Here is an 18,446-nt window from a genome sequence, read left to right as displayed (position 1 = left end):
CCCTGTCGCCTGCCTCCGCTGCCTGCCTTACCGGCGGTCTTTGTTGCGGATGACGGGTTCATCTTACTGCCAGCACGTCCTCACCGCCACGTCTTCTTCTTTTTCCAGCGCCGCTCGCCTCGCGCCCCCGCTTCCTTGGCGCCAAGGTAGAACTCCTGGATGTCCTGGGAATGCATCAAGCGGTCGCAGCTATCGTTCATGACGATGCGGCCGATCTCGAGCACATAGCCGTAATGCGCCGTCTCCAGCGCCACCTTGGCGTTCTGCTCGACCAGCAGGATCGACATGCCCTGCTCCTCGTTGACGCGCCGGATGATGGTGAAGATCTCCTTCACCAGCAGCGGCGACAGGCCGAGCGAAGGCTCGTCGAGCAGCAGCAACGTCGGCCGGTTCATCAGCGCGCGCCCGATCGCGAGCATCTGCTGCTCGCCGCCGGAGAGCTGGCCGGCCGGCTGGTTGATGCGCTCCTTCAGGCGCGGAAAATAACCGTAGACCCGCTCCAGATCCTCCGCCACGCCGTCGCGATCCCTGCGCGGATAGGCCCCCATCATCAGGTTCTCGCGCACGGACAGGAACGGGAACACCTCGCGCCCCTCCGGCACGTGGCTGAGGCCGAGCCGCACGATCCGGTCGGCTTCCATGCGCTGGATCGGCTTGCCCAGGAATTCGATCGAGCCCTTCTGCGGATCGAGAATGCCTGAGATGGTCTTCAGCACCGTGGTCTTGCCGGCGCCGTTGGCCCCCAGCAGCGTGACGATGCGGCCGCGCGGCACTTCCAGCGAGATGCCGCGGATCGCCATGATCGGCCCGTAATAGCTCTCGATGTTGGAGAGTTTCAGGATGACATCCGGCGTCACGGCGGCGTCCATGCCTCAAGCTCCCAGATACGCGGCGACGACGTCGGGGTGCTGCTGCACCTCGGCGGGCGATCCCATCGCCAGCACACGGCCGTAGTTGAGCGCGATGACGCGGTCGGAGACGCGGTTGACCAGAGACATGTCGTGCTCGACCATCAGCACGGTGACGCCGAGCTCGTTCTTCAAGTCGCGGATCCAGAACGACATGTCGTCGGTCTCCTCGACATTGAGGCCGCTTGACGGCTCGTCGAGCAGGATCAGCTTCGGCTCCGAGCACAGCGCGCGGGCGAGCTCGATCACCTTGCGCACGCCGTAGGGCAGGCCCGAGATCAGCTTGTCGCGATAGGGTTCGAGATCGAGGAATTCGATGACCTGCTCGACCCGGCGGCGGTGCACCTTCTCGTTGGCCCGCACGCTCGGCAGGAACAGGAGCTCCTGCCAGAGCTGTGTGGTCGAATGCCGATGGCGTCCGACCAGAAGGTTGGAGAGCACGGTCGCGTTCTCGAACAGCTCGATGTTCTGGAAGGTGCGGGCGATGCCGAGCTTTGCGATGTCGTAGGGCGGCTCTTCCGTGATGTCCTGGTCCTCGAAGAAGATGCGGCCCGAGGTCGGCCGATAGATCCGCGAGATCAGGTTGAAGATCGAGCTCTTGCCCGCGCCATTGGGGCCGATGATCGAGAGGATCTCGCCCTTCTCGACCGCGAAGGAGACCGCATCGACGGCCTTGAGGCCTCCGAAATGCAGCGACAGGTTCTCGGCGCGGAAATAGCTCATCGGTTCCGCTCCGACTTCACGTAGATCTTCTGCCGCTTGAAGGTGGCGCGCTTGTAGAGCGGGAACAGCTGGAAGAAGAGTTTTATCTTGAGCCAGCGGCCGTACAGTCCCAGCGGCTCGAACAGCACGAACAGCACGATGATGATGCCGTAGATCGCGCCCTTCAGGCCGTTGAGCGAGGCGAAGGCGGCGACGGTCGACTTGATATTTCCTGCAGTGGCCGGGCCGGCGCCGAAGGTTGCGGCGATGCCGGCGATGATGCCGGGCATGTCGTCCTTCAGATAGGTCAGGAACGGATCGATCATCACGATGAAGATCGCGCCCAGCACCGCACCGTGCAGGCTGAAGGTGCCGCCGATCAGGATCACGATGATGAACTCGATCGAGAGCTGCAGCGTGAACATCTCCGGCGAGATGAAGGAGAGCTTGTGCGCGAACAGGACGCCCGCAAAGCCGGTGATCGCCGCCGAGATCGCAAAGGACTTGACCTTGTACAGTGCGACATTGACGCCCATGCTGCGCGCCGCCGTCTCGCTGTCGCGGATCGCGACGAAGGCGCGCCCTGTCGGCGAGCGAAGCAGATTGAGCGTGCCGACGATCGTCAGCACCAGCACGGCAACGCAAAGGTAATAGAAGGTCGGGCTGTCGCGCGGCACCGTGACGCCGAACAGCGACAGCGTCTTGACCCGCATGCCCTCGTTGCCGTTGGTGACGCTCTCCCATCGCGCCAGGATCTCCTCGACGATCAGGGCAAAGGAGATGGTGGCGATGACGAGGTAGATGCCGGTCAGGCGCAAGGCGGGAAAGCCGACCATCGCACCGATGAGGCCGGTCAGCACGCCGGCGGCGAGGAAGTAGACCGGGAACGGCACGTTGTACTTCTGCAAATACGCGGCCGTGTAGGCGCCGATGGCGAGGAACGCCGCATGTCCGAGCGAGGCCTGCCCGGTAAAGCCGGTGAGGATCAGGAGCGCCACGCCCACGGTCGCATAGATGCAGACGAAGACGAGCTGGCTCATCAGATAGCTGGAAAGCATATAGGGCGCGATCAGCAGCACCGCGAGCAGGATGCCGTAGGAGACCAGATAGCCCGAATGCGGAAACAGCTTGATGTCGTCCTCGTAGTCGGTCTTGAACAGGAAGCGCATGGCGTTCAGACCTTCTTGCGGACGTGATGGCCGAACAGGCCCTCGGGCTTCAGCAGCAGCACGGCGAGCAGCACGATGTAAGGCGCGACGTCCTTCCAGCCTTCAGGCAGGTAGAACCCGGCCATGCTCTCGATCACGCCGATCAGGACGCCGCCGACGACCGCCCCCGGAATCGAGCCGAAGCCGCCGAGGACTGCGGCTGGAAACGCCTTCAGGCCGAGCACGAGGCCGACATTGGAATGGATGAAGGTGATCGGCGCGAGCAGCACGCCAGCGCAGGTCGCGACCGCCGCGCTGATCGCCCAGACGATCGACACCACGCGCTTGACCGGGATGCCCATGTAATAGGCGGCGAGCATGTTCTCGGAGCTGGCCCGCATCGCGGTGCCGAGCGTGGTCTTGTTGAAGAACAGCCAGAGCAGCGTGCACAGGATCATCGTCGCCGCGATCACCGACAGCTTGTCGTAGGCGAGCACCAGCGATCCGATCCGCAGCACGCCCTGGCTGAACGGCGTCTCGATCTTCAGATCGTCGGTGCCCCAGATCATTCCCGCGATCGAGCGCAGGAAATAGCCGAGGCCGATCGTCGCCATGATGATGGAGAATTGCGGATAGCCGAGGATCGGCCGCACCACCACGCGCTCGGCCAGCATGCCGAACAGCGCCATCGCGGCCACCGCACCGGCAAAGCCGATCCAGTAGTTCAGGCCCATCATGCCGATGAAGGTGAAGGCGAAGAAGCCGCCGAGCATCATCAGATCGCCCTGGGCGAAATTGACGACCTCGGTGGCCTTGTAGACGAGCACGAAGCCGAGCGCGATCAGGCCGTAGACGCAGCCGAGCGCAACACCGCTGACCAGCTGCTGAACGAAATCCAGCATCGCCGCGCTTCCTCCCGATGCAACGGCGGTTCTTTTGACCGCCTTGCCGCATCTTGTGTCCAGTCGCTACGCAGTCGTTTCGCCGCGTTAGCTCCATTTGTCCGAAACCAATTCAGCCTGAACCGCCGAGCGCTGTCAACAAACGGTGACTTGTGGGGGTGCCCGGCCTTTAGTCCAATCCGGATGATGGAATTTGCAACGGCGCGATTCACGGTGCCGAAACATCTTCAGGTCATGGTCGCGGGCGATGCGAAACCGGATGGTGTGGCCGTCATGAAGCCGGACAGCTCGGCGCTGGAAGTTAAGGGGTTAACGAAGCGTTTTGACCGTCTGGCGGTCGACAGCCTCGACCTCACCATTCACGCCGGTGAATTCTATGCCCTGGTCGGCCCCAACGGCGCCGGCAAGACCACGACCTTGCGCATGGTCGCGGGCCTGCTGCGTCCCGACGCCGGTGCGGTCTCGATCTTCGGCATCGATGCGCTGCAGAATCCCGTCGCCGCCAAGCAGGTGATGGCGTGGGTTTCCGACGAGCCGATGATCTACGACAAGCTGACCCCGCTCGAATATCTCGAATTCGTCGCCGGCCTCTGGGGCATCGCGCCGTCGGTCTCCGAGCCGGTCGCACAGGACCTCCTGGACTCGCTCGGCCTCGCGCCGCACCGGCACGAACGCTGCGAGGGCTTTTCCAAGGGCATGCGCCAGAAGGTGGCGCTCGCCGGCGCGCTGGTGCACGATCCCCGCCTCATCATCCTCGACGAGCCGCTGACGGGGCTCGATGCCGTCTCGGCCCGCCACGTGAAGGGCCTGCTCAGCGAGCGCGTCCGCGCCGGCTGCACCGTCATCATGACCACGCATATTCTCGAAGTGGCCGAGCGCATGGCCGACCGCATCGGCGTGATCGCCTCGGGCCGCCTCGTCGCCGAGGGCACGCTGACCGAATTGCGCCAGCAGAACGGCCACGCCGACACCAGCCTGGAGGATCTCTTCATCGCGCTGGTGACGCTGCCGGAAGCGGCATGAGCTCGGCAACCGCGCTCTCCTGGTTTGCCCGCCACGAGCTTCGGCTCGCCTGGCGCGAATGGTTCGCCATGATGACCGGCGGACGGCGCAAGCGGACGCGCGCCGCAATCATCGGCATGGTCTGCTTCGCCGCGCTGCTGCACTTGCCGGCCTGGGCGGTGATCGGCCGGTTCGCGGATCTGGAACTGCCGCTCGACAAATCCTCGCTGATCGTGATCTCGGCGACGATCTTTCTCGCCTGGACCCTGATGCTGTCGCAGGCGATCGAGTCGGTGACGCGGGTGTTCTACGCCCGCGCCGATCTCGACCTGATCATGTCCTCTCCGGCGCGGCTTACCAATCTGTTCTCGGTCCGCATCGCCGCGATCGCGCTGTCCGTCACCGTGATCGCGGTGCTGTTCTCGACGCCCTTCATCGACGTGCTGGTGATCGGCGGTGGCGCGCGCTGGCTCGCGGCGTTCGGGGTGGTCGTGACAATGGGTCTCTCGGCCGCGGCGATCGCAATCGCCGTGACCATCCTGTTGTTTCGCCTGATCGGCCCGGCGCGGACGCGCCTGATTGCCCAGATCCTCGCCGCCATCATCGGCGCGGGCTTCGTGATTGCGCTCCAGATCGCCGCGATCATGTCCTACGGCACGCTGTCGCGCTTCACCATTCTGACTTCCGGCAGCGTGGCCGCCTACGCGCCCGATGCCGACAGCATCTGGTGGTGGCCGGCGCGGGCGGTGATGGGCGACAGCGAGGCCCTGCTGCTGCTCCTTGCGCTCGCTTTGGTGATGCTCGGAAGCGTCATGGCGATGTTCTCGCACCGCTTCGCCGACACCGCGATCGATGCCGCGGCTTACGGCAGCCCTGGCAGCAAGCGCGCGAAGGAACGCCCGTTCCGCGCGGGATCGCGGCAACAGGCGCTCAGGCGCAAGGAATTTTCGCTGCTGTGGCGCGATCCCTGGCTGATCTCGCAGACGCTGATGCAGCTGCTCTATCTGGTGCCGCCGGCCCTGCTGCTGTGGCGCAACTTTGCCGACAGCTCCGCGGCGCTGACGCTGATCACGCCTGTCATCGTGATGGCTGCCGGACAGCTCGCCGGCGGACTGGCCTGGCTGACGATCTCGGGCGAGGACGCCCCCGACCTCGTCGCGACCGCGCCCTTAACGCCCTCCAGCGTCATCCGCGCCAAGATCGAGGTGGTGCTGATCGCGATCGCCGCGATCTTCTGCCCGCTGATCGCCGCACTCGCTGTCGCCTCTCCGTACCAGGCCGCGGTCAGCGCGGCCGCGATCATCATCAGCGCGGCCTCCGCGACCGCGATCCAGCTCTGGTTCCGGGTCCAGGCCCGGCGCAGCCAATTCCGCCGCCGCCAGACCTCATCGCGCCTGGCGACCATTGCCGAAGCCTTCTCCTCAATCGGCTGGGCCGCCAGCGCCGCGCTGTTGATCGCTCTGCCTCTGGCAGGCCTGATCAGCGGCCTGATCACGGCCGGCCTCGTTGCGATCACCTGGAAGTTCAGCCCGAAGCGCGACTAGAAGCGGCTACGACGGGTGCGACACTGACGCGCTGTTGATCGCCGGCCGTTGGCGGCGCTCCGCATTGCGCGCTAGACTTTCCTCGAAGTCATCGGGGGCGGATATGTGGCGACTTGTTTCGGCGGCTCTGGCGTTGTTCGGCACCTACTTCACCCCTGCCCTTGCCCAGCAGCCACAGCGCAGCGAATGCCTGGCGATGGCCAACGCGGCCCCGCGGGTCATGCCGGCCGCGTTCCGACCGGCCGCCGGTTCGGCCGAGGTGGAGATCACCTATGCCGGCCACTCCACCTATTTCATCGACACGCCCGGCGGCTTGCGTATCGCCACCGACTATAGCGGCGCCTATCAGGTGGGGCGGCTGCCCGACGTCGTGACCATGAACCGGGCCCACAGCACGCACTACTCCCTGTTTCCCGACAAGCGCATTCCCCATGTGCTGCATGGCTGGGGAGAGGACGGCAAGCCGGCGATCGTGTCGGAACGCATCGGCGACACTTTCATCCGCAACGTTACCACCGACATCCGCCGCTATTTCGGCGACGACGCCGGGGCCGACATGATCCGCGACGGCAATTCGATCTTCATCTTCGAGGTCGCAGGCCTCTGCATCGGCCATCTCGGCCACCTCCACCACAAGCTCGACGACAGCCATTTCGCCCAGATCGGGCGGCTCGACATCGTGATGGTGCCGATCGACGGCACCTACACCATGTCGCTGGGCGGCGTCTCCGAGATCACCAAGCGGTTGCGCGCCTCGGTGGTGCTGCCGATGCACCGCTTCGCCACGCCGCTCGACGACTTCATGCAGCGGATCGGCCAGCAGTTCGAGATCGAGCGGCGCACCGGACGGTCGTTCCGGATGTCGCGGGATGCGCTGCCGTCGAAGCCGACCGTGATCATCCTCGACGGCGTCTGAGGCGCAATTTTCTCCAAGCCTTCTGCCGGCCCGCAATGCTGATCTCCTCGCAACAGGAGATCGCCATGACTGACTTTGCGAGATTGTTACACGCGGACGGCCCCAATCCCGAGCACGCCGCGGCACTGCAGCTCTACGGTCGCTTCGTCGGCGACTGGGATGCCGAGGTCACCTCCCATGGACTCGACGGGACGAAGCACACCGCGCCCGGCGAAATCCATTTCGGCTGGGTGCTGGAGGGTCGCGCCGTGCAGGATGTCTGGATCATCCCCCGGCCCGCGGGCGCACCGGCCTTTCCGATCGCCGGCAATTGGTACGGCACGACGCTGCGCGTCTACGACCCCGCCCTGTCCGCGTGGCGGATCTGCTGGTTCGATCCCGCACGCTGCGTCTTCCGCCAGCAGATCGGCCGGCCGCACGGGCAGGACATCGTGCAGGAGGGAACGACCGAGTCCGGCGAGCTGACGCGCTGGAGCTTTACGGAGATCACCAAGGACGCCTTCCATTGGCTCGGCGAATCCAAGCCTGCCGCGGCCACGGATTGGCGGCTCATGGTCGATGTGAAGGCGAAGCGCCGCAGAGCTTAGGGCGGTTACATTTCGAGCGCACCAAACGAGCCACCGGCGCGGTGCAACCTCTCCCGCTTGCGGGGGAGGTCGGCGCGCAGCGCCGGGTGGGGGCTCTCTCCTCTCGGAGGCATTCTCGGCCGACCCCAGACAGTCCCAACGCGGAGACACCCCCACCCCAACCCTCCCCCGCAAGCGGGAGAGGGAGCGCACCTCCTCCTTCGCCGCCATGGTGCTCTGAGCAACGCGCGCTGCTGTGCGGAGGCATCAGGTGCTAGGCTCCCGGCACAAAAATACACGAGGGAGCAAACATCGATGGCTGCAAGCGGTTTGCCCGCCAATACGAGCGGGCTGTTCGTCGAGCCGCGCGAGGACTGGCTCGCGCTGCATCGGGAAGAGATCATCGATCCCTCGCGGCCGATCGTCGATCCGCATCACCATCTCTGGAATCGCGGCCACCGCTATCTGATCGAGGAGATGGCGGACGACATCGCCTCCGGCCACAACGTCATCGCCACCGTCTATGTCGATTGCCGCTCGATGTATCGTGCGCACGGGCCCGAAGCGTTGCGGCCCGTCGGCGAGGTCGAGTTCGCCAACGGCGTCGCGGCGATGAGCGCCAGCGGCAATTACGGCAAGGCCGCGATCTGCGCCGGCATCGTCAGCCATGCAAACCTCCTGCTGGGCGATGCGGCGAAGCCGGTGCTTGAAGCCGAGATCGCCGCCGGCAACGGCCGCTTCCGCGGCATCCGGCATTCCTCGGCCTGGGACGAGGACCCCGCCGTCGCCGGCATGTATGCGAACAGGCCGAAGGAATTGTTGCAGGACCCGGCCTTCCGCAAGGGCTTTGCCTGTCTTGCACCGCTGAACCTGAGCTTCGATGCCTGGCTGTTCCATCCGCAGATCGGCGAGCTGACCGAACTGGCGCGCGCCTTCCCCGACACCAGGATCGTGCTCGACCATTGCGGCGGCCCGGCCGGAGTCGGGCGCTTCGCGGGACGGCGCGAGGAAGTGTTTGCACAATGGCGCGCCTCGATCCTGGAGATCGCCAAATGCGAGAACGTGGTGGTGAAGCTCGGCGGCCTCGCAATGTGCCTGCTCGGCTACGACTTCCATCTGCGCGAGCGTCCGCCGTCCTCCGAGGAGCTTGCGGCGGCGTGGCGCCCTTATGTCGAGACCTGCATCGAGGCGTTCGGCGCGAAGCGGGCGATGTTCGAGAGCAACTTCCCTCCGGACAAGGGCCAGTGCAGCTACCAGGTGATCTTCAACGCCTTCAAGCGGATCGCCTCGCCACTGAGCGAGACCGAAAAGACGGCTCTGTTCTCGCAGACCGCGACCGATATCTACCGGCTCGAGCTGCCGTCATGACGAGAAGAGGGGCCGGGATGTGATCCCGACCCCTCTTCGTCGTGGTCGCTGGGAAGCGTCCTTGAAACTCTATGTCTGCTCTAGCCGGCGCCCATCAGCGAGGCCGGACGGCGCTCGCCGGTGAGGGCGAAGATCTTCTTGAGCTTGTTGACGACGCGGATCAGGAAGCCGATCATCACGGGATTGGTCTTGCGGCAGAAGGCGATCTTCTTGACGTAGCCTTCGACATGCCATTTGGCATGCGCGCCGTCGCGGAAGAAAATGACGTCGCCGGGGCCGTAGCGCTTCGGCGGCATGCCTTCGCTTTCGAGCACGATCGATCCTTCCATGATCATGATCGTCTCGTCGATATCGTAATACCAGTTGAAGCGGCCTTCGGTGCAGTGCCAGATGATGGTCGAGGCGGTGCCGTCGGCGCTGGTGGACAGGATGTGCGAGCGCGACACCGGGTTGCCCTCGATGATCCAGGAGGGCTCGATCGGCCGCAGCTCGAGATCGACATTGCAACTACCGATTTCAATCAATGAACGCGACATCTTCTTCCCCAGAGGATATAATAAGTATGGCCGGGTCTCGGCCCGGATTGTTTCGAATGATGTTTGGAACGCTAGTCATCGGTTTTTAATTCTTTCTTACGCAGGCCTCGAAAATCAGCCGGAAGTTGCAGGCGCAAAGCGGTTAACGTCGCGATTTCCCTGCAAATTCGCGCACATGAACCCATCCTTTCTGGGGTGCGACAAAGTGCGCGGAAGCACCAAAACGGAGCTACGCCGATGCCCCTCACGCCCGAGGTAGTGACAGCCAATCGCGCGGTCGTCGCCCGGCTCGCCCGCCTCGGCGTCTCCTTCGTGCCGGACGAGGAGCCCTGGTTCACCATCGACGGCGTCGAAAACCCCCGCCAGATCGGCAGTGACGGCTCAGGCGGCGCGTTCGTGCTGCTGCCGCCGCAGAATGTGCTTTACGTGTCATCGGAGGGACGCGCGGGAATGATCGCGGACACCTTCGAGGCGTTCGTCCAGCTCGTCGTCGCCCGCCCCTATTGGCTCGACATCCTCAAATTTTCCGGTGGCGGAGAGCTGCAGGAGATGCGGCGCGCGGCGGAGGCGCTGGAGGCCACGCTCGACGACGAGGACGACGTCAACGAGGCCCGCGAGGAGATCGGCAACAGCCTCGGCCTCGGCGTGCCCGGCGATCCCGTCGTCGCGCTCTACGAGGCGGTCGCCGCCTCCGACACCATCGTGCGAGCCACCGACGGCAGCCCGTTCACGACACTGTTCAACCGCTTCAGCATCGATAACAACCCGATGCTGCGCAATGCGGCGGCGTGAGGTTTCCGGGAGAGATCGAGCGCACGCCTCGTCCTTCGAGACGCCTGCTGCGCAGGCTCCTCAGGATGAGGCTCATCGACACCGAGGCCCGCTGAACCAACTGCCGCGCCCTCCGCCCTCATCCTGAGGAGCCCGCCTAAAGCGGGCGTCTCGAAGGATGGCCGCAGGGGACGTCTTACTTCACCCACTCGCCCTTGCGGAACACCGGCACCTTGCTGCCGTCGGGGAGGATGCCGTCGATATCGGTCTCGGCCGAGCCGATCATCCAGTCGATGTGGATCAGGCTCTGGTTGCCGCCCTGCGCTGCGATCTGCTGCGGCGTGAGCTGGGCGCCGTTGACGAAGCACTTCGAATAGCACTGGCCGAGCGCGATGTGAGAGGCTGCGTTCTCGTCGAACAGCGTGTTGTAGAACAACAGCCCGCTCTGCGAGATCGGCGAGGAATGCGGCACAAGCGCGACTTCGCCGAGCCGGCGCGCGCCCTCGTCGGTGTCGAGCACCTTGTTCAGCACCTCCGCGCCGCGCGAAGCCTTGGCATCGACGATCTTGCCGTCCTCGAACCGCACCGCGATATTGTCGATCAGCGTGCCCTGGTAGGACAGCGGTTTCGAGCTCACGACATGGCCGTAGACGCGGCGGCAGTGCGGCGTGGTGAAAACCTCTTCGGTCGGGATATTAGCATTACAGCTGATGCCGTTCTTGGCGGACGAGGCGCCGCCTTCCCATTCATGGCCGTCGGCAAGTCCGATGGTGAGGTCGACGCCGGGGCCGTTGTACTGGAGTGCGCGGAAGCGCTGGCCGTTGAGCCAGTTGGTACGCTCGCGCAGCACCGCATTGTGGCTCGCCCAATTGCCGATCGCGTCCTCGCGGTCGACGCGCGAGGCCGCGAAGATCGCGTCCGCCAGCTTGCCGATCGCCACGTCCTCGGGATCGCCAGGGAATACTTGCTTCGCCCAGGATGGGCTGGGATAAGCAATGATGTTCCAGTTGGTGTCGAAATTGACGATCTTTTCCAGGGCGGGCTGATAAGCCATCGAATTGGCCTTGCTCGCGCGCGCCACCTTGGAAGGATCTTCGCCCGACAGCAGCATCGGATTGTCGCCGACGATGGCGAGCCGCGCGGTGTTGTCGGAGAACGCCTTGGCCATGCCCTCGTAGAGCCAGTTGGCGGCGCGATCGAAGCTGTTGTCGTGGCCGTGGCGATAGCGCGCCAGCGTCATCTCCTCGTCCGACAGGATCGGCGTCACGATACCGGCACCGGCCTTGTAGGCGTGCACGGCGATCCGACGCACCAGCGGCAGCGCGATCGCCGGCGCCGTCAGAAGCAGATCCTGTCCCGGCCGCAAGCCCAGGCCCACCTTCACCGCGACTTCGGCCAGCCGGTCGAGCTTGACGGGATCGATGGGATTGGTGGAATTGCGGTGATCAGTCATGCCGGGCCCTCTGCCGAAAGTCTCTCGTTCAATCTAAGTCTAGCATCGCAAGACGCAAGTGCGCGAGCACCTTGCGACACGAGGAAGATACGCAGTTTCACGCATTTTGGTTTTCAACGCGTTGCCGATTTCAGCACTCGGTCGACCATGGCGGGCGCGAGCCCGAGGTAATTTTTTGGTGAGGTGAGCGCCTCGATTGTGGCACGATCGATACGGCTCGCGATCCGCGCGTCCGCGGACAGCGCGTCGGCCAGGCTCATGCCCTTGTCGTTGGCCTGGCGGCAGGCGTCATAGACCACGTCGTGCGCCTCCTGCCGGCCGAGCTGCGGCGCAAGCCCCATCATGACGGCTTCGGCCACGATCAGGCCGCGGCTGACCGCGAGATTGTCGTTCATCTTCGCCTCGTCCACGATCAGGCCCGCGAGCGCGAACTTCGCCTGGTGCAGCGCGCCCGCGGTCAGCACGAAGCTTTCCGGAATCGCCATCCATTCGGCATGCCAGGGACCGGTGGCGCGCTCGAAATCCTGCACCATCGCATCCAGCATCAGGCCGGCATGCTGGCGCACCGCCTTGGACGCCGCCAGCATCAGTTCCGACGAAATCGGGTTGCGCTTCTGCGGCATGGTCGAGGACGCGCCGCGCCCCTTGACGAAGGGCTCGTAGACCTCGGCGAACTCGGTCGAGGCCATGATCATGATGTCGAGCGCGATCTTGCCGAGCGAGCCGGTGACGAGGGCGACGAAGTTCACGGCCTCCGCAAAGCCGTCGCGCGCGACGTGCCAGGTCGAGGCGGGAACACCGAGCTTCAGCTCGGCGCAGAGCGCTTCCTGCACCTCGAAGCCCTTGTCGCCGAGCGAGGCCAGCGTCCCGGCCGCGCCGGCGAACTGGCCGACCAGCACCCGCGGCTTGAGCTGCGTCAGCCGCTCGGCGTGGCGGTCGAACATCGCGAGCCAGATCGCGGTCTTGTAGCCGAAGGTGACCGGCAGTGCCTGCTGCAGGTGCGTGCGGCCCGCCATCGGCGTGTCGCGATATCGTCTCGAGAGGTCGGCGAGGATCTTGCGCAGCTCGGCGATGTCACGCTCGACGATCTCCAGCGCAGCCCGGAGCTGCAGCACCACGGCGGTGTCCATGATGTCCTGCGTGGTCGCGCCCCAATGCACGTAGCGGCCGGCCTCGCCACACTGCTTCACCATCTGATGCACCAGGGGAAGGATCGGATAACCGACGATGTCGGTCTCCTGCCTGAGCAGATCGAAATCGAACGCGGCAACATCCGTCCGCGCCGCGATCGCCTCGGCCGCCTGCTGCGGGATCACGCCGCACTTCGCCTCCGCCCTCGCGAGCGCTACCTCGACCTCCGCGTAGCGCGCCACGAGCGCGACGTCGGAAAACACCTCCCGCATCCCTGGCGTGCCGAAGGCGTCGCGGAACAGCATGGAATCGAGCACGGTGGTGGACGCGGGAAAGGCAGGCATGAGCGTTTCTTCGTGGTTGGTGTTTTCAATGGCGATAGCTTACGCGGGCCGTGCAGCTCGGCAATGGACATTCGTAGTTTCGCCACACATTCGTAAGGCGTGCCGGACTGCGACGGCGCGGGCTGCAATAGGGAGATATTGCGCGCCAACGTCTCAACACCGTCATTGCGAGGAGCTCTTGCGACGAAGCAATCCAGGCTGCCTCCGCCGAGAGAGCCTGGATTGCTTCGCTGCGCTCGCAATGACTGTGGCGGGTCTGCGTGGCCCGCATGAGCGAAGCGATATGCGGGACACCCCGCCCCGGATGTCGCTTCGCTCATCCGGACTACAGTCCATCACGTCCTCGGCACCCGGACGAAATCTCGTCATGGTTGTATTCCCATCCGCAAACAGCATGGCTGCCATCGCGCGATCGTGGTGAACCAAGCATGCCCGTCGGAAGACTCATAGTTTTCGACCCAAATTTCATTTTGTCGTTTTGCTTGTCTGTTTCGTCATGAGACCTGAGTTTTCGACGTGCAGTTTCTGTTCCGGGATCATCTTCTCGATACCGACCGGCGCGAGCTGAGCCGCGAGCAGGTTCCCGTTGCCGTGGAGCCGCAGGTCTTCGACCTCGTCGTCCACCTCATGCAGAACCGCGACCGCGTGGTCAGCAAGGACGAGCTAATCGACAAGATCTGGCACGGGCGCAGCGTCTCCGAATCCACTTTTACCAGCCGCATCAACGCGGCGCGCAAGGCGGTTGGCGACACCGGCGCCAGCCAGGCCCTGATCCGCACCATCGCCCGCAAGGGGTTTCGCTTCGTCGGCGATGTCGAGGCCAAGGGGGACGCGATTGCGACGGCCCCTGGCCGCACCGCATGGGTGCCGCGCGCGGCGCTCGCGCTTCCGGAGCGGCCCGCGATCGCCGTGCTGCCATTCACCAATATGAGCGGCGAGCCCGGGCAGGATTACTTCTCCGACGGCATCAGCGAGGACATCATCACCGCGCTGTCGAAGCTGCGCTGGTTCTTCGTCGTCGCGCGCAACTCCTCCTTCGTCTACAAGGGCCGCGCCGTGCACATCAGCGAGGTCGCGCGCGAGCTCGGCGTGCGGTATGTGGTCGAGGGCAGCGTGCGGCGGAGCGGCGATCGGGTGCGCATCTCGGCCCAGCTCAACGACGTTTCGACCGGCAGCCACCTCTGGGCCGAGCGCTATGATCGCGAGCTGGCCGACATCTTCGCAGTGCAGGACGAGATCACCGAGGCGATCGTCGCCGCGATCGAGCCGCAGCTCTACGCCGCCGAAAACTTTCGCGCCCAGCAGAAGCCGCCGGGAAGCCTCGATGCCTGGGATCTCGTGATGCGCGCATTATCGCATCACTGGCGCATTACCCGCGAGGATAATGCAGCGGCACAGGCGCTGCTGGAAAAGGCCGTCGCGATCGATCCCGCCTACGGCAAGGCGCTTGGCCTGCTCGCAACCAGCCACATCTTCGGCGCGCATATGGGCTGGGCCGACATGGCCGCGACCGTGCCGGTTGCCGAGCGCGCGGCCCTCGCCGCGGTCGATGCCGATCGCGAGGACGCCTTCGCCCACCACGGCCTTGCCTATACCTATCTGTTCCGCCGCCGCTTCGACGATGCACTCGCCGAGTTCGAGCAGGCGCTGCAGCTCAATCCGAATTTTGCAATGGCGCATGCCTTCTATGGCGTGACGCTGTGCTACGCCGGGCGATGGCAGGACGGCGACGCTGCTGCGCGCCGCGCGCTGCGGCTCAGTCCACGCGACCCGCTCGCGGCGATTTATTGCGGAGTTGCGGCCTATGCCCGCTTCGTCGGCCGCGACTATGAGGGAGCCGTGCAGATGGCGCGCGAGTCGATGCGCCAGCGCGGCGATTTCGTCGGCGCACATCGCGTGCTGACAGCGGCCGCCGGAATGGCGGGAAATCCGCCGCTCGCGGCGTCTGCCCTGGAAGGCCTCCGCCGCACTCAGCCCGAGGTCACGCTCGCCTGGATCACGCGCGAGCTGCCGATGCTGCGCGATGAGGATCGCGCCCATTATCTGGAAGGATTGCGGCGCGCCGGACTGGCGTGACAGCCGCGAAAACCGCGCGCTCTCTCGTGATCATCGACGGCCGAGCACTAGTCGTCGTCGGACCCGAACAGCCTGATTTGCGGCGAGCCACCGCGCGGACGGCTGGCGTAATCGCGCGAATCGGAATCCTCGCGGACGTTGCGCGCGATATCATCCCAATCGGTGCGATCGCGCATGCCACGCGGCTCGCGGGAATCGTAATGGCGGCGCTCGGCCCAGCGCTCGCGGCGCTCCATGCGGCGCCGTTCCGACGCGGCGCGCTTCACGTCGGAATCTTTCGCCTTGGCATAGGCGTTGTCAGGTGACGAAGCCGGGTCGGCCGAGGCCTGCTGCTCGGCGGGTCTTGCGGCCTTCGGCAGCGATGCGACCGCCGGCTTGGTTTGTTCCTTGGGTTGCTCGACCGCGGCCGCTTGTGAAGGCGGCGGCGCCGGCGGTTCGGCACTCGCCTGGGTCGGCTGCGTATCGGGCTTTACCTCGGCTTTGGCTTCGGCCTGTGCCGGCGCCGCAACGATCGCGCCGAAGGCTTGCGTGCCCGTGAGATAATTGACGCGCTCCGAAGACGCATTGGTCGTCGCGGGCGCGCCAGCGGCTTCGGCGCGCTGCGCCATCTTGCCGGTGTCCGGGCCCTGCTTGGGCGCGATCGGATTCATGATGTTGCCGGCGACGATGCCGCCGCCAAGACCAATGGCGATGGCTGCGACGATGGTTCCGGCACCAATGAAATAGGCTGTCGAGGCGCGCATTGATCCACTCCCTCTTTGGGGCGAGCAACGCGCGTCGATTGCCGGATGTTCCTGACTTGGGAAGCAGTTCCCGAAGGAACTTGCGCGTCAGATCTGCTGCGCGACCTTTTCGAGCCCGATGAGGCGGGCGAGCTTGCGCACTTCTTCCTTCTGATCGTCACGCAGCTGGAACAGCAACGGCATGGCGGCCGACTTCAACTGCTGGACCTCGTCGCAATTCGGATCGATCTGCGAGCTGGGCGGCGCGTTCGGATTGGAGAGTCTGTTGGCCGAGATCTTGCGGACGACGTTGCGCAGCGCGGTCTCGACCGAAGGCCAATAATATTCCTGGGACGAGGACAGCTTCAGGCGATCCCTGATGCCGGAGATCTGGGCGTCGGACAGCAGCGTGTAATGCTTCTGCGGCTGCGGCTTGGCGACGACCTTGGGCTTGGCCGGAACTTCGACGGCGGGAACCTCCGCCGTAGCGGGGGCTTCCGATACGCTCGACGCCTTGGGCATCGGGAAATCGGTCGGGGTGGCGGCGGCAAAGGCCTGGCGCAGCGGCTCGGTCAACACGGGCGCCTGGGACAGCCGGTCAGCCGGCACCTGGACCGGCTCGATCGCGGCCGAAGCCAGCGCCAGGGTCGGGACCAGACGGTCCGCCTTGGCGGCGCGGTTGGCGGCGAGGGATTTTGGCGGAGGCGCCTGCGAGATCATCTCTTCGCTGACGCTGGGCACGCTGTCGCGGCCGAGAATGGCGGTGGTGGCGGCGCCGAGGACGAGAAAGCAGGTCAGCACAACGATGGTGATGGCTTTGGACAAACGTCTCTCCGGGAACCGCCGCTTCACGAGTTTGTTAACGTTGCCCGCGAAAAAGGAACGAATTAAGGCTTGAGTGTGCCTTCGTTGCGACAATCAATGTGTCTGCAGCGACAGATCGCGCAAAAAGCCAAGGAAATCAGGCGGCTACCGACAGATCGTAGGCATCCTGGATATCCGCAACGATTTCCGAGGCCTCCCAGACCGCCCGCGGCTCGACCGATTGCAGGGCCACCGTCCAATTGCCGCCCCGGCGGGTCCGGGGGACGCTGACGATGTCGAAGCGCACATTGCGGCAGAGCGGATGACGGGCCAGCGCATGGGCGACACGGACGCGGATTTCGTCCAGCGTCGCGGCTGTCTTGCTGTTGAGATAATCGAAATCCATCGCCTGTCCCTCTCGGTCCTGATTGGCGGCCGTGAGGGGATTGTTGGCGGGCCTTGGTTAATCCGCCGTTAAATAAGGCATGTCGGGCGAGCGTTCGATTAACTGTGATCGGAATGGCAGCTCTCGCCGTCCCGCAATTCTACGGGTACAGGCGCGCCCTCGCCGCCCGGTATTCGGCCGCCGTTCGCGCGACGAGATCGCCGACCGCAAGCACGTCGGTGACACCAGAGGTGGAATGTCCGCCGCTCCAGATGTCGCGCCAGCGCTTCGGCCGGTTTTCGCGCGCGGCGACGTCGATATCCTCGGCGATGTTGATCGCGCCACGCGCCGGCAAATCGTCGGGATCAAGCCCGGCCGCCACGATCGATGGTCTCAGCATGCTGGTCTGCAGGCCCGTGAATGCCGTGGTGAGGAGAATGTCGTCGGCGCTGCTCGCAACCAGCATCTGCTTATAACGGTCGTCCGCCATGCTCTCGCGCGTCGCGATGAACTTGGTGCCCATATAAGCGAGATCGCAGCCGAGCGCTTCGGCCGCATGCAGCGCATGGCCGTCGCTGATACCGCCGGCGAGCACGACGATGCCGTCGTAGAACGCGCGCACCGCGCGGACGAAAGCGAACGGGTTGAGCCAGCCGGTCTGCCCGCCCGCGCCCGCGGTGAGCAGCACCAGCCCGTCGGCGCCCGCCTCCGCCGCGCGCTCGGCGTGGCGGATGGAAGCGACGTCCGCCAGCACCAGCGCGCCGGCGTCGTGCAGCGGCTTCAAGACCGGCGCCGGCGAGCCCACCGACGTGATGACGATCTCCGGCTTGTGCCGGAGCAGCATTGCGAGATCCTGCTCGAGCCGTGCATTGGAGCGATGCACGATCAGGTTCGGGCAGAGCGGCGCCGCCTTGCGGCCGGCCTGTTGTTCGTGCTCGCGCAGCCGCGCTTCGATGTCCGTGAGCCATGCGCCGAGCTGGTCCGTGCTGCGGCAATTGGCGGTGGGGAAGCTGCCGATCACGCCGCTCCGGCAGGCCGCGACCATGAGCTCGACACCCGACACAAGAAACATCGGAGCTGCGATCAGCGGCAGCGCGAGACGATCGCGAAAGCGTTGCAGTCGATCGGACGTCACCCAAATCTCCCTGTCACTCATGCGTCCCTGTGC

The 18,446-nt window shown here is 65.1% G+C and carries 18 protein-coding genes; 7 read left to right on the top strand and 11 right to left on the bottom strand.

Features of this window, described 5'->3' with window-relative positions; translation table 11 throughout:
- Window positions 1-80 precede the first annotated feature (80 nt).
- From QRQ56_RS20800 to QRQ56_RS20785, 4 genes are read right to left on the bottom strand one after another with little or no spacing between them, the layout of a single operon-like run.
- Window positions 81-869: an ABC transporter ATP-binding protein gene (locus QRQ56_RS20800; RefSeq protein ID WP_438742722.1), complete on the bottom strand. Its 789-nt coding sequence runs from the start codon at window positions 867-869 to the stop codon at window positions 81-83.
- Window positions 870-872: 3 nt separating this feature from the next.
- Window positions 873-1,631, bottom strand: a complete 759-nt coding sequence (locus QRQ56_RS20795) for an ABC transporter ATP-binding protein (RefSeq protein ID WP_124159372.1) — start codon at window positions 1,629-1,631, stop codon at window positions 873-875.
- A complete protein-coding gene (locus QRQ56_RS20790) occupies window positions 1,628-2,779 on the bottom strand; it encodes a branched-chain amino acid ABC transporter permease (protein WP_438742721.1) in 1,152 nt (383 codons plus the stop codon). Before QRQ56_RS20790 ends, QRQ56_RS20795 begins: the two co-directional genes overlap by 4 nt.
- A gap of 5 nt (window positions 2,780-2,784) precedes the next feature.
- On the bottom strand, window positions 2,785-3,660 hold the full coding sequence (locus QRQ56_RS20785; RefSeq protein WP_438742719.1) for a branched-chain amino acid ABC transporter permease: 876 nt from the start codon (window positions 3,658-3,660) through the stop codon (window positions 2,785-2,787).
- Window positions 3,661-3,933: 273 nt separating this feature from the next.
- Between QRQ56_RS20785 and QRQ56_RS20780 the strand changes: the two genes are divergently transcribed.
- The 5 genes from QRQ56_RS20780 to QRQ56_RS20760 all read left to right on the top strand — a co-directional run bounded on the left by QRQ56_RS20780 (window position 3,934) and on the right by QRQ56_RS20760 (window position 9,056).
- Complete coding sequence (locus QRQ56_RS20780) at window positions 3,934-4,683, top strand: ABC transporter ATP-binding protein (protein WP_438743014.1); 750 nt, start codon at window positions 3,934-3,936, stop codon at window positions 4,681-4,683.
- Window positions 4,680-6,206: a permease gene (locus QRQ56_RS20775; protein ID WP_438742717.1), complete on the top strand. Its 1,527-nt coding sequence runs from the start codon at window positions 4,680-4,682 to the stop codon at window positions 6,204-6,206. The genes QRQ56_RS20780 and QRQ56_RS20775 overlap by 4 nt, the downstream gene beginning before the upstream one ends.
- Before the next feature lie 103 nt (window positions 6,207-6,309).
- Window positions 6,310-7,122, top strand: coding sequence for an MBL fold metallo-hydrolase (locus QRQ56_RS20770; RefSeq protein ID WP_438742715.1), 813 nt, complete (start codon window positions 6,310-6,312; stop codon window positions 7,120-7,122).
- Between the two features lie 65 nt (window positions 7,123-7,187).
- The gene (locus QRQ56_RS20765; RefSeq protein WP_438742713.1) at window positions 7,188-7,709 is read left to right on the top strand and encodes a hypothetical protein; all 522 of its coding nucleotides are present in this window, start codon (window positions 7,188-7,190) and stop codon (window positions 7,707-7,709) included.
- Between the two features lie 294 nt (window positions 7,710-8,003).
- Window positions 8,004-9,056, top strand: a complete 1,053-nt coding sequence (locus QRQ56_RS20760) for an amidohydrolase family protein (protein ID WP_438742712.1) — start codon at window positions 8,004-8,006, stop codon at window positions 9,054-9,056.
- Window positions 9,057-9,136: 80 nt separating this feature from the next.
- Here QRQ56_RS20760 and QRQ56_RS20755 read toward each other — a convergent pair whose 3' ends face one another.
- On the bottom strand, window positions 9,137-9,592 hold the full coding sequence (locus QRQ56_RS20755; RefSeq protein WP_438742710.1) for a cupin domain-containing protein: 456 nt from the start codon (window positions 9,590-9,592) through the stop codon (window positions 9,137-9,139).
- A gap of 237 nt (window positions 9,593-9,829) precedes the next feature.
- Here QRQ56_RS20755 and QRQ56_RS20750 point away from each other — a divergent pair, with 237 nt between their 5' ends.
- A complete protein-coding gene (locus tag QRQ56_RS20750; protein WP_438742709.1) occupies window positions 9,830-10,384 on the top strand; it encodes a hypothetical protein in 555 nt (184 codons plus the stop codon).
- Window positions 10,385-10,559: 175 nt separating this feature from the next.
- Here QRQ56_RS20750 and QRQ56_RS20745 read toward each other — a convergent pair whose 3' ends face one another.
- Together QRQ56_RS20745 and pcaB are read right to left on the bottom strand one after the other, a co-directional pair.
- A complete protein-coding gene (locus QRQ56_RS20745) occupies window positions 10,560-11,816 on the bottom strand; it encodes an aminopeptidase (RefSeq protein WP_438742707.1) in 1,257 nt (418 codons plus the stop codon).
- Window positions 11,817-11,929: 113 nt separating this feature from the next.
- On the bottom strand, window positions 11,930-13,291 hold the full coding sequence (gene pcaB / locus QRQ56_RS20740) for a 3-carboxy-cis,cis-muconate cycloisomerase (RefSeq protein WP_438742705.1): 1,362 nt from the start codon (window positions 13,289-13,291) through the stop codon (window positions 11,930-11,932).
- A gap of 516 nt (window positions 13,292-13,807) precedes the next feature.
- On the opposite strand from pcaB, the gene QRQ56_RS20735 reads away from it, so the two are divergent.
- Entirely contained in the window at window positions 13,808-15,367 is a 1,560-nt protein-coding gene (locus tag QRQ56_RS20735; protein ID WP_438742703.1) for a winged helix-turn-helix domain-containing tetratricopeptide repeat protein, read from the top strand.
- A 47-nt stretch (window positions 15,368-15,414) separates the two neighbouring features.
- Here the strand turns inward: QRQ56_RS20735 and QRQ56_RS20730 are convergent, their stop codons facing one another.
- The 4 genes from QRQ56_RS20730 to QRQ56_RS20715 all read right to left on the bottom strand — a co-directional run bounded on the left by QRQ56_RS20730 (window position 15,415) and on the right by QRQ56_RS20715 (window position 18,413).
- Entirely contained in the window at window positions 15,415-16,110 is a 696-nt protein-coding gene (locus QRQ56_RS20730; RefSeq protein ID WP_438742701.1) for a hypothetical protein, read from the bottom strand.
- Window positions 16,111-16,197: 87 nt separating this feature from the next.
- A complete protein-coding gene (locus QRQ56_RS20725) occupies window positions 16,198-16,914 on the bottom strand; it encodes a hypothetical protein (RefSeq protein WP_438742699.1) in 717 nt (238 codons plus the stop codon).
- A 136-nt stretch (window positions 16,915-17,050) separates the two neighbouring features.
- Entirely contained in the window at window positions 17,051-17,299 is a 249-nt protein-coding gene (locus QRQ56_RS20720) for a hypothetical protein (RefSeq protein ID WP_438742698.1), read from the bottom strand.
- A gap of 139 nt (window positions 17,300-17,438) precedes the next feature.
- Window positions 17,439-18,413: an NAD(P)H-dependent flavin oxidoreductase gene (locus tag QRQ56_RS20715; RefSeq protein WP_438742696.1), complete on the bottom strand. Its 975-nt coding sequence runs from the start codon at window positions 18,411-18,413 to the stop codon at window positions 17,439-17,441.
- Window positions 18,414-18,446: the final 33 nt, after the last annotated feature.

Source organism: Bradyrhizobium sp. U531 (genome assembly GCF_051710265.1).
GTDB lineage: Bacteria > Pseudomonadota > Alphaproteobacteria > Rhizobiales > Xanthobacteraceae > Bradyrhizobium.
The sequence above is the reverse complement of the archived record's forward strand: the minus strand, read 5'-3'. Positions and strand labels throughout refer to the sequence as shown.